At 37.1% G+C, this 12,493-nt stretch carries 8 protein-coding genes; 7 read left to right on the forward strand and 1 reads right to left on the reverse strand.

Features of this window, described 5'->3' with window-relative positions; genetic code table 11:
- Positions 1-348: 348 nt before the first annotated feature.
- Positions 349-999 (forward strand): VC0807 family protein, encoded by a 651-nt coding sequence (locus tag GMB86_RS06805; protein ID WP_155218012.1) that lies wholly within the window; start codon positions 349-351, stop codon positions 997-999.
- A 2-nt stretch (positions 1,000-1,001) separates the two neighbouring features.
- Here the strand turns inward: GMB86_RS06805 and GMB86_RS06810 are convergent, their stop codons facing one another.
- Positions 1,002-2,381, reverse strand: a complete 1,380-nt coding sequence (locus tag GMB86_RS06810; RefSeq protein ID WP_196220143.1) for a hypothetical protein — start codon at positions 2,379-2,381, stop codon at positions 1,002-1,004.
- 483 nt (positions 2,382-2,864) lie between these two features.
- Between GMB86_RS06810 and GMB86_RS06815 the strand changes: the two genes are divergently transcribed.
- The 6 genes from GMB86_RS06815 to yihA all read left to right on the forward strand — a co-directional run bounded on the left by GMB86_RS06815 (position 2,865) and on the right by yihA (position 12,312).
- Positions 2,865-3,893 carry a tetratricopeptide repeat protein gene (locus GMB86_RS06815; RefSeq protein WP_155218016.1) on the forward strand — a complete coding sequence of 343 codons (1,029 nt, stop codon included), beginning with the start codon at positions 2,865-2,867 and terminating at the stop codon, positions 3,891-3,893.
- Between the two features lie 246 nt (positions 3,894-4,139).
- Complete coding sequence (gene tig, locus GMB86_RS06820; RefSeq protein WP_155218018.1) at positions 4,140-5,450, forward strand: trigger factor; 1,311 nt, start codon at positions 4,140-4,142, stop codon at positions 5,448-5,450.
- A 445-nt stretch (positions 5,451-5,895) separates the two neighbouring features.
- Positions 5,896-7,170: an ATP-dependent protease ATP-binding subunit ClpX gene (gene clpX / locus GMB86_RS06825; protein WP_155218020.1), complete on the forward strand. Its 1,275-nt coding sequence runs from the start codon at positions 5,896-5,898 to the stop codon at positions 7,168-7,170.
- A 454-nt stretch (positions 7,171-7,624) separates the two neighbouring features.
- On the forward strand, positions 7,625-9,313 hold the full coding sequence (gene lonB / locus GMB86_RS06830; RefSeq protein WP_155218022.1) for an ATP-dependent protease LonB: 1,689 nt from the start codon (positions 7,625-7,627) through the stop codon (positions 9,311-9,313).
- 88 nt (positions 9,314-9,401) lie between these two features.
- Positions 9,402-11,732, forward strand: a complete 2,331-nt coding sequence (lon, locus tag GMB86_RS06835; protein ID WP_155218024.1) for an endopeptidase La — start codon at positions 9,402-9,404, stop codon at positions 11,730-11,732.
- Positions 11,722-12,312, forward strand: a complete 591-nt coding sequence (yihA, locus tag GMB86_RS06840; protein ID WP_155218026.1) for a ribosome biogenesis GTP-binding protein YihA/YsxC — start codon at positions 11,722-11,724, stop codon at positions 12,310-12,312. Before lon ends, yihA begins: the two co-directional genes overlap by 11 nt.
- Positions 12,313-12,493 lie beyond the last annotated feature (181 nt).

The following is a 12,493-nucleotide window of genomic DNA, read 5'->3' on the forward strand; positions in this document are numbered from 1 at the left end:
TACATTAATTGTGAACTGCTTTGATTCCGATTTCTGCATTTTGGTATTGGATTACTCCACCGTAATGCAGTTACTGTAATCAGATGCCAAATGCTAGATGTAAAAGGTATATTGAAAAGATACATATAGGTCTCTACCCAGCGTCATTTTTTCTAAAACATTGAAGAGTAAGGGCGATAACCTAAGAGTTAAAATGAGAAGAGGAAATGCGTTATAGTTGATTGTAAAATTAAAAATAGTTAGAAAAGACATTGAATATAAATTACCTTATATGATAGTCTTTATTTATCATTAATTTCCAGTTAATGCGTGATAAGTGATTGAAAACTTGGAGTGGAGTGATACAAAATGAATAAAAACATTATCGTTTGTGATTTCATCCTATATTTAATTTTTCCGCTTGTCATATGGAATGTTTTTAAAAACTATATGGATGATTATTATGCAATGCTGATCTCCTCCATACCTGGAATCGTATACAGTATTATTCGTTTTATTTTATTGAAAAAAATTAATTTATTCGGTGTCGCTTTAATTACCAATTTAACGATAGGAATTTTAATTGATGTTTTAGCAGGATCTGCGATACAAATGCTCTGGAACGAGGTCTTTTATTCTTATATTGTCGCTTTTATATTTATCGTGACGATTCTTATAAATAAACCTATCTTCTTGGTGTTCTCACTGGATTTTGTGGAAATGCAAGGACACACTCGAGAACAATTGAAAAAGGTGTTTTATCAAAAGAAAATCTTGTTTGTTTTTAAACTCATTACCTATGGATTTGCGTTAAGAGAAATTCTTTTAGCCACCATTAAAATTTGGTTAATACAAAAATATGGCATTCATTCTTTTGATAAGGGATTAATATTAAGGCAAATTTTAAATTGGACGATCACTGGGATATCGATGTATGGGTTTATTTATATATCAAAATGTCTTAATCCTCCTGAGCCAGTCACTAACTCTAAGCCAACCATGCAGGAAAACAACCCTTGATTTTAGAACATGAGTAAAATCTGAATGCCTCCAGTAAGAATAAAGAGATAGATCATGGTATAAATACAATTCCAGTTTGACAACGTTGTCGGTTTTACATTCATGATTGTGGACATTAATCCGAGTGTTCCGTTGTATGGTCCCATAAGAAAAGCAGGAATAGCTCCACCTAACATCGTTAAAGTCAAAATAATAGGTGAGACATGCGCCAAATTTGTATGAATGGCTTCTGCGATAAGGACGAGACTAATGGCAGGATGTAATCCAACAAAGGCAAGAACTAATGGAATGAATGGAATGGTCAAAAGAAAGAAAGTAACACCAGTAAAATTAACGATCTCGCTTATCCAATGACTGATTACTTGATCGGTATGCGTCATGTGCAGGGTTGTGATAAAGAAGCCAGCGGAGAGAAAAATAAAAAATTGATTTTTCATTTTGAATAAGTGATGATTAAAGTGATCTTTTAAACCAGTGAAAAAGGGCCTGATTTGACCAAGAATAAAGCACCAACAAAGTGAGAATGGAATGATCAATAAACTCACCAAAAATAAAAAGCTTAAAGGAGTCCATTTTTCAAATAAAGCAATACATATATTCAAAATAATGATTGCTACAATGACATGTAAAAATCGATAGGAGAGTTTTGATTTTTGTTCAGTCTTTTCGATGGCTGCCGCGGTTTCGTTTTGGGATTGTTTACTCTGTGATTTTATAGAACGATGGATGCGTGATGTAAACAATCCAATGACGAGATCTAATCCAAGTCCCACGAAGCTTAGTGTGATTAAGTAGGGGAGCACGTTTACATAAGATGCATTCGTTAATTCTAAAACAATACCAACAATTGGTGTGACAGGAGCCCATAATAACGGCATGGCATACCCGTGAGTAATGGCCCGATTCAAAAAGCGTGACTTGTTCAAGATGGGATAGTGGCGCGTTGCAGGTTCGATCGCATAGTATGTAATGGGCAGAGCAGCGAGATTCATAAACGAACTAAAGACATAAGATAAAATCGAAGTTAATGAATATAACTGTGCCGGTCGCTTCAGTTTTTGAGAAATCATGTCTTGTATGTCACGGGCATAACCGCCAAGTTGGATAGGTAAAGAAAGAATCGGAACTAAGGCAAAAACAATAAGAACTTGCAGCATGTTTCCGAATGATAGAACATAAGAAGCAGTGCTTGCATGATGAGCGAAGAGTAACGAACTGCCCAATAGTAGGAAAATAAGACCAAAGATAAGGGCTGGACCCCTTACATAGAATAAACTATAGGAAACGGATAGCAAGGCAAAAATGGCCATCAAGGTTTGGAGTATAGCGATGGGAAAGAAAGAAGATAAGACGTAGAAAATGAGCGCTAAAGTGTAAATCATTTTTAACATAAAAACACCGACCTCATTTGAATTAATTATCTCTATTCATATGTCTCTTACATATCCTATAAAATATATATTCTTAACGTTTTCATTCATGAGTTTAATAAAGTACTGATATTTGACTGAATGTTTTAATAAGAAAAAAGGGGGTATAGAAAATAATTAGTTAATTTGTAACATTTTTAACAAAAGTACATAAAAGGACCGTCTGTTCATTGTTTCATATTTGATTATAGTCATCTCAATTGATAATATTTAATTTAAGTATACATAATAGAGGGTGTTCAAAAAGTCACCAATGATAAGCTGCGATTCTCGGCGTTGTCCAGAGGGGCTTCAACTAAAATCACTCACGGCCTGTGGCTGGCGTTTTAGTCACCACATCCTGTGGAAGGCCGGTCCTCAGGAACTGCGCCGTGCTTTTCTTCTTGCTTCTAATTTGTTACCTTTTTGAACACGTACTAATAGGGTGGGCGTTATATGAAGAAAAATCGAAAGCTGATCCGTAAAAAAGATAATGTTTATCTTTTTCCCTTTTTAGAAGACCGCCTTCTTGAAAAAGGAGTGGTAGCTTTAAAGGAAAAGCGTTTTGAAAATGCGCGTGAGTGCTTCGAACAATTAAACTACCTAGAATCAAGTCACCCTCAAGCAAAATATGGGTTAGCAATTTGTTACGTTGAGCTCGGAGATTACGATCGAGCAGAGCATTTAACAGAACACATGCTAGAAGAAAAGGAAGGTCATCAACCTGATGTTCTTCGCTTATATCTAACCGTTCTCATTCAAAAGAGAAAATACAAAAAAGCACTCGAGGTGATGGATCAAGCTTCAAATGATGGGGAACTTCCAAAAGACATGCAGCAAACCATAGATCATTTGGCTGCATTTTGCCGGTTACGATTAAGAGAAAAGGATAGCCACCTAGACGATAGGCCAATTCAAAACTTAGATATGTCGAAGTATCTATCTGATTTAAAGGAACAACCGCCAGAACAGCAGTGGGTAGCTATTCAGGATTTACAACGAGATATGGTTAAAGAAGATTTACCTGATGTCGAACATTATTTACTATCAAAAAATGGTGATCCTTTCATCAAAAGTTTACTACTTAATGTGATGCAAGAAAAACAATTTAGCTCATTAATTAAGGTTTATAAATTTGGTCAAACATGCGCAGTTAATTTAAATTCAGAAGAACTTTTCTATGGAGCCTTTGCGGAAGATGTTAAACAATGTCTTATACGTATTTTAGGTTCAGATAATCCAACATTGTGCGATTTAGCAGAGCAAGTATGGGGACATTTCGTCATTGCTGCTTACCCTTTGCCGCTTAAACCTGAACATGTTGAATTGTGGGCCAGCGCGTGTTGCTTTTATGCTGCAGAGATGAGTGGCCTAGACAAAAATATAACAGAAATTTCTCGATTATTTCACGTTTCTCCACCTTTGCTGGAGGAACCGAGTCAGTTTATACGTAAAATAGAAGAAGAATCGAGTGCAAAAAATTAATATAAATGTGATTTGATTTTTACATAATTCTTCATTATGCTATAATGGAGTGGTTGCAATCAGGAATGTTCTAAACGGATGATATGCTTATACTTTAATGTCGAGAATCGTTGTGTAAACACATAACTTTCACATACATGATAGTTCAAGAGGACGTATTTTGTCTTATGGACGATCAAAACAAAAAAGCCATACCGTTTGAGCAAAAAAGTTTTGTATGAAGATACATGTTGGAGGTAAGAATAAATGAATGTAGATGTTAAGTGGGAGAAAAAAGAGGGAAATGAAGGCACATTAACTGTAACGGTTGATGCAGAAAGTTTTAACTCAGCCTTGGATCAAGCTTTCAAAAAAGTTGTAAAGAAAGTCAACGTACCAGGTTTTCGTAAAGGGAAAGTTCCTCGTATGATTTTTGAACAACGTTTTGGTGTTGAAGCGTTATATGAAGATGCAATCGATATTGTTCTTCCAGAAGCTTATTCAAAAGCTGTTGATGAGGCTGACATTGCTCCTGTTGACCGCCCTCAAATTGATGTTGAGAAAGTGGAAAAAGGAAGCGAATTTATCTTCAAAGCAGACGTAACTGTTAGACCAGAAGTTAAACTTGGTGAATACAAAGGTTTAGAGCTTGTAAAACATAATCTAGATGTCACTGAAGAAGAAGTTAATGCAGAACTTAAACAACGTCAAGAACGTTTTGCAGAGCTTAGCGTTAAAGAAGAAGGTACAGTTGAAGAAGGAAATACAGTCGTTATTGACTTTGAAGGTTTTGTAGATGGAGAACCGTTTGAAGGTGGAAAAGCTGAGAACTATTCTCTAGAAGTAGGTTCTAACTCTTTCATTCCTGGTTTTGAAGAACAACTAATCGGAATGAGCATTGGGGAAGAAAAAGATGTTAACGTGACTTTCCCAGAAGAGTATCATGCAGAAGACTTAAAAGGAAAACCAGCTGTATTTAAAGTAAAAGTCCATGAAATTAAAGTAAAAGAATTACCTGAACTTGATGATGAATTTGCAAAAGATGTCGATGAAGAAGTTGAAACACTAGCTGAACTTAAAGAAAAAATCGCAAAACATTTGAAAGAACACAAAGTTGAACATGCTGAAAGCCATAATCGTGATGCAGTGGTAGAACAAGCTACAAATAATGCTGAAATCGATCTACCAGAAGTTATGATCACAAACGAGCTTGACGCAATGGAACGTGAGTTTGAACAACGCATACAATCTCAAGGTTTAACGCTTGATATGTATTATCAATTCTCAGGAACTGATAAAGAAGGACTTAGAGAACAGATGAAAGCTGACGCCGAAAAACGTGTACGTGCTAACCTCACTCTTGATGCTATTGTAAAAGCCGAAAATATTGAAGCGACTGAAGAAGAAGTAAATGCTGAGCTTCAAAAAATGGCAGAACAATATAAAATGGAAGTTGATCAAATTAAAACATTACTTGCCGCTCAAGGTGGTACTGATGTGATTAAAGGCGATATCAAACTTCGTAAAGCCGTTGACTTCCTTGTTGAGAATGGTGTAGAAGGCGACAAAGTACACTAATCATTTGTAGTATAATTGGACAAGGCGCGAGAGATCGTGCCTTGTTTCTACAAATAATGACAACTTAGCTTTTCTTTAAATCACTGTTCTTTTTGATCTACAAATATCATACATATCATAACGATAAAGCTTAAAACTTACCCCGAGAGATTTTTTATGATACAATGCGTACATAAACGAAAAGTCATACGATTTATTTGACGTTACTTTTTAGTATAATGATTTTTATATCCTCAAAATGGGTATGGAAATTTATAATTAATAGTAACGAGCATGGACAACATGAATAAGCTATCCATTGTCACGAATTAACTTTATTAGTGAATAAAGATAAAGGCTTGTACCATTTAAAATTGAGGCTAAGCTTAAGTTTTTCTAATTAAAAATGCTTCGCTCATGTCTGCTTTTTAAGAAGTAAGACAGAATGTTAGAGGGGTGAAAATATATGTTTAAATTTAATGAAGAAAAAGGACAATTAAAATGTTCTTTTTGTGGAAAGACACAGGATCAAGTTCGTAAATTAGTTGCTGGACCAGGTGTATATATTTGTGATGAATGTATCGAACTCTGCACGGAAATCGTTGAAGAGGAATTAGGAACAGAAGAAGAAATTGAATTTAAAGATATTCCAAAACCACAAGAGATCAGAGCTATCTTGGAAGACTACGTGATTGGACAGGTCGATGCTAAGAAAAACCTCTCAGTGGCGGTGTATAATCACTATAAAAGAATTAATACGAATCAAAAAAGTGATGATGTTGAATTAGCCAAAAGTAATATCGTCATGATTGGGCCAACTGGTAGTGGGAAAACGTTACTTGCACAAACCATGGCTAGAATCTTAAACGTACCTTTTGCCATTGCTGATGCAACGTCTTTGACTGAAGCAGGGTACGTAGGTGAAGATGTTGAAAATATCTTGCTTAAATTAATTCAATCTGCTGATTATGATGTTGAAAAGGCGGAAAAAGGAATTATATACATCGATGAAATTGATAAAATTGCCCGTAAGTCAGAAAATCCGTCAATTACACGAGATGTATCTGGTGAAGGTGTGCAACAAGCATTGCTCAAAATTTTAGAAGGTACAGTTGCGAGTGTGCCACCTCAAGGCGGGCGTAAGCATCCACATCAAGAATTTATTCAAATTGATACAACGAATATCCTCTTTATTTGTGGCGGTGCCTTTGATGGAATCGAACAAATTGTTAAACGCCGATTAGGTAAAAAAGTCATTGGATTTGGTGCATCTGCAACAAATGTACAAGATTTGAAACGTGAAGAGTATCTTAAACATGTTCTTCCTGAAGATCTATTAAAATTTGGTTTGATTCCAGAGTTTATTGGCCGTTTGCCAGTAGTGACTAATCTTGAACAATTGGATGAATCTGCTCTTGTTGATATTCTAACCAAACCAAAAAATGCTCTTGTTAAACAATATAAAAAATTACTTGAGCTTGATAATGTTGAATTAGAGTTTACAGATGAAGCACTCAAAATCATTGCACAGCATGCCATTGAAAGAAAAACGGGTGCTCGTGGTTTAAGATCCATCATTGAAGGCATCATGCTAGATGTCATGTATGATCTTCCTTCACGTGATGATATAGAAAAATGTATCATTACGGAAGAAACCGCAAAAGGAACCGAACCGCCAACATTGATTACAAGTGATGGAACGATCGTTAAGAATCAGGAAACACCAAAAGAAAGTGCATAACAATTGTAGATAGTATCGCGGTGGTCAAATTTGACCACCGCGTTTTTTTGCGTCCCGTGATATTAGGTTAGATTGTTAAAATATGGAGCAAGAACGTTGACTAATGGAAGCCTTGAAGTATGCAAGGTGGCGCAATAAAGGTATGAGGTGGCGCAATAAAGGTATGAGGTGGCGCAATTAAGGCCTGAGGTGGCGCAATAAAGGTATGAGGTGGCGCAATTAAGCACCGAAGTGGCGCAATTAAACACCAAGGTAGCACACCTAAATTGGTACAATCAAGCCTAGAAGTTCAGATCCACCTGGAAATATAACCTTCCCGAAAGCATTCCAACTAAAGTCCTTAAATCTAAAAGCGGATATTCAAATTTAAACATCTTTTTCTTTTATCGTTTAGGGATATGTCTCATCGGAGATACTGTCTTTAGAAGATAAATCGGGAGGTTAGTAGAAAAAGATGAATTGGATGCCATTACTAGTCGTTGTTCAAGTATTTTTTGGAATGATTGTGGGACTCTATTTTTGGAGCTTATTGAGAAATCAGCGTAATCAAAAGACATATGTAGCAAAAGAGTCAGATAAAGAAATGAATCGTTTAAAGGATATGAGGAGAGTCGCTTTAACTGAGCCTTTATCAGAAAGTATTAGGCCTAAAAAGATGGAGGATATTATTGGTCAACAAGATGGTATTCAAGCGCTGAGAGCAGCTATTTGTGGTGCAAATCCACAACATGTCATCATTTACGGTCCTCCTGGAGTTGGGAAAACCGCAGCAGCACGTCTTGTATTAGAAGAGGCTAAGAAACATTTGTCGTCGCCATTTAATCTGAATTCTCCATTTGTTGAATTGGATGCTACAACAGCAAGATTTGATGAACGAGGCATTGCCGATCCGCTAATTGGTTCTGTTCATGATCCTATTTATCAAGGAGCAGGGGCAATGGGACAAGCGGGTATCCCACAACCGAAATTTGGGGCTGTGACTAATGCCCATGGTGGCATATTATTTATTGATGAAATCGGAGAGCTTCATCCCATTCAAATAAATAAATTGTTAAAGGTATTAGAAGACCGAAAAGTCTTTTTAGAAAGTGCTTATTATAGTGAAGAAAATACACAAATTCCGACTCACATACATGACATTTTTAAAAATGGTTTGCCAGCAGATTTTCGTTTAATTGGGGCAACCACACGTTCACCGGAAGAATTACCACCAGCTATCCGGTCTAGGTGTCTTGAAGTCTTTTTTAATGAGTTGAAACAGACGGAGATAGAATCCATTGCCATTAAAGCTGCAAAGAGAATCGGTGTGGAAGTTCCTCAAAACTGTATCGAAAAAATTGCCGAATATGCGAGAAGTGGAAGAGAAGCCGTTAATTTAATGCAAATTGCTGTAGGTGTTGTAAAGACCAAAAATGAAGAAAACAATGCGATAACTCTAAGCGATATTGAATGGGTCATTCAATCTAGCCAACTTACTCCAAGAATGAAGAACAAAATCGCTCGCAAATCCGCTATTGGAGTCGTCAATGGCTTAGCTGTTTATGGTCCAAATCGAGGAGCTTTATTAGAAATTGAAGCTACCGCAGTAAGAAGTAAACGAGTTGGAACAGTTACAATGACAGGGATCGTTGAAGAAGAAAGCATTGGATCACAGCAAAAGTCCATAAAAAGAAAAAGTATGGTAAGAAGTTCCGTTGACAATGTGCTGACAGTACTTAACCAATTAGGAGCACATGCCCACCACTATCATATCCATATTAATTTTCCAGGGGGTGTACCAGTTGATGGACCATCTGCTGGTATTGCGATGGCTGTTGCGGTGTATTCCGCTATTAATCGAGTGCCGATTGATTCTGAGGTTGCGATGACAGGAGAATTAAGTATTCATGGTTTTGTAAAACCCATCGGTGGTGTCGTAGCGAAAGTCTTAGCGGCCAAAGAAGCTGGAGCAAAACGTGTCATTATTCCAGAAGCAAACATGCAAGATATGTTGAAAAGTATTGAGGGGATCGAAATTATCCAAGTAAGTCATTTTACAGATGTTCTCAGAGCTGTATTTAATGAACAACCAAAAGTAGATTGGAGTCGTCCGTCAATTCCAGCAACATCATTTGATGGTCAGCTTCCATCCCAGTCAGTCTAAATTTGTTAAATCTTGTCGTTTATAAATAGACACATGTAACGACTTAAGATAGAATTGTACAGAGGTTAAGTTGTGGAGGTGAAGGTTTATGACTGAGAAAAAAAATGTAATGCTCCCACTTCTTCCATTGCGTGGTCTACTCATATATCCATCGGTCGTTTTACACTTAGATGTTGGACGAGAAAAATCTGTAGAAGCTCTTGAGAAAGTTATGATGGACGACCATCGTATCTTACTTTCTGCTCAAAAAGATGTCGGACTGGATGAGCCTGAGCAATCAGATATTTATGAAGTGGGTACCATTGCCATGGTTAAGCAGATGTTAAAGCTGCCAAATGGAACCATTCGAATTTTAGTTGAAGGTGAAAAACGTGCGCGGATAACTTCATTTACGGATACGGATGATTTTTTTGAAGTGAGTGCGGACGTTTTAGAAGATGAAGATACACAAGATGTAGAAACAAAGGCATTAATGCGAAGAACCCTTGATCTATTTAATGACTATGTTCAACTTTCCAATAAAGTGACACCAGAAACTTATGCTGCCGTAGCTGATATAGAAGAACCTGGCCGGCTAGCTGATATGGTGGCTTCTCATTTATCACTTAAAATCAAGGAAAAACAAGCCCTGTTAGAAATTGTGGATGTCAAAGAACGATTAAATAAATTAATATCGTTGCTTGCTGATGAACACGAAATTCTTAGTATCGAGAAAAAAATTGGGCAGCAAGTGAAAAAGTCCATGGAGCGAACTCAGAAAGAGTACTACTTGCGTGAACAAATGAAGGCTATCCAAAAAGAACTTGGTGAGCGAGAAGGACGCGAAGGTGAAGCGGAATCCTTAAGATCTCAAATCGAGCAGTCGACCATGCCGGAATCTATAAAAGAAAAGGCATTAAAGGAATTATCCAGATATGAGACATTGCCACCAACATCACAAGAAAGTGGCATTATTCGTACCTATATTGATTGGTTTCTTCAGCTTCCTTGGTCCGAAAAAACAGAAGATGTGATTGATTTAGAACGTGCAAAAGAATATCTAGACGAAGCTCACTATGGTTTGGATAAAGTCAAGGAACGTGTTCTTGAGTACCTGGCTGTACAAAAGTTAACCCAATCATTAAAAGGACCAATTTTATGCTTAGCTGGTCCTCCAGGCGTTGGTAAAACATCGTTAGCGAAATCTATTGCGAAGTCGCTAAACCGTCATTTTGTCAGAATATCTTTAGGTGGAGTGAGAGATGAAGCGGAAATTAGAGGGCATAGACGCACATATGTAGGAGCGATGCCGGGCCGTATTATTCAGGGGATGAAAAAAGCAGGCACTATTAATCCTGTCTTTTTATTGGATGAAATTGATAAAATGTCCAATGATTTCAGAGGCGATCCATCAGCGGCTATGTTAGAGGTTTTAGACCCTGAACAAAATGGCAATTTTAGTGATCACTATTTAGAAGAACCCTATGATTTACGCAATGTCATGTTCGTCACAACAGCAAATAATATCGGAACCATCCCTGGACCACTCCTTGATCGTATGGAGATTATTCATATATCTAGCTATACAGAAGAAGAAAAACAACATATTGCGTTAGAACATCTTTTTCCAAGGCAACTTAAGGCACACGGTTTGAAAAAAAGTCAGTTAAAAATTCAGCCGGAAGCTATGAAGATGTTAATAAGTCAATACACAAGGGAAGCGGGAGTCAGGAGTCTCGATCGTTTACTCGCAAAAGTATGCAGGAAAGCAGCAAAACGAATTGTGTCAGGTGAACAGAAAAGTGTCACTGTAACGCTAAATACTTTAGAGAATTTTCTCGGTAAACCGATATTTAGGCATGGCGTGGCTGAGTTAAAGGATCAGATTGGTACGGCAACTGGACTTGCTTTCACTTCGGTTGGTGGAGAAACGCTATCGATTGAGGTTTCTCTATCTCCAGGAAAAGGAAAATTGATTTTAACTGGAAAATTAGGCGATGTCATGAAAGAATCGGCACAAGCAGCCTTTAGTTATATCCGATCACATACTAAGGAATTGCAAATTAACGAAGATTTTCATGAAACTCGTGATATTCATATCCACGTTCCCGAGGGTGCAACACCAAAAGATGGTCCATCGGCTGGGATTACAATGGCTACGGCTTTAATATCCGCTTTGACCAAACGGCCCGTAAGAAAAGAAGTTGGAATGACTGGCGAAATTACGTTAAGAGGACGTGTCTTACCTATTGGTGGTTTAAAAGAGAAATCTCTTGGAGCTCACCGTGCAGGGCTAAAAACTATCCTTTTTCCAAAAGACAATGAAAGAGATCTTCAAGACATTCCGGAAAGTGTACGTCAAGATTTAACATTTATTCCTGTTAGTCATCTGGATGAAGTGTTAAAATATGCACTAAAGGATGTGTCAAATGAAGATTAATTCATCAGAGTTTATTATTAGTGCAGTAAGTCCAAAGCAATATCCAACTGATGGACTGCCCGAGATAGCACTGGCCGGGCGTTCTAATGTTGGCAAGTCATCATTAATAAATACACTTTTAAATCGAAAAAACTTAGCGCGAACATCCCAAAGACCAGGGAAAACACAAACATTAAATTATTATAAAATTAATGATGCTTTTTATTTTGTGGACGTCCCTGGTTATGGGTATGCCAAGGTTTCAAAGAAAGAAAAAGAAGCTTGGGGAACGATGTTGGATACGTATTTTCAGGCGAATCAGCCCTTAAAAGCGATTGTTCAACTCGTTGATTTACGTCACCCACCTTCCAAAGAAGATATTTACATGCATGATTATTTGATACACTATGGTCATCCAACGATTACCGTGGCCACAAAAGCAGATAAAATCTCAAAAAACAAACAAGAAAAGTACAAACGTGTGATTGCAAAGGATCTACGTTTGACGTCAGATGATCCATTCATACTGTTTTCATCTTTCAACGGACAGGGAAAAGATACCTTGTGGAAAACGATTCAGTACTACATGAAAAATGTCTAAGCCTTAGGTTTAGATGTTTTTTATTGTGGACGGCAAGACTGTCATGAATGATGGATTGACGACACAAACAATGTTCATGTAACTTATCGGTTCATATATGTCTATTTTGTGAACTTTATTTTAAATATTTGCGACCAGCTGGCTTAAGTTTTTGATTTTGCCTTATTTCTTTGCTAAAGTT

Source organism: Terrilactibacillus tamarindi (assembly GCF_009718825.1).
GTDB lineage: Bacteria > Bacillota > Bacilli > Bacillales > Sporolactobacillaceae > Terrilactibacillus > Terrilactibacillus tamarindi.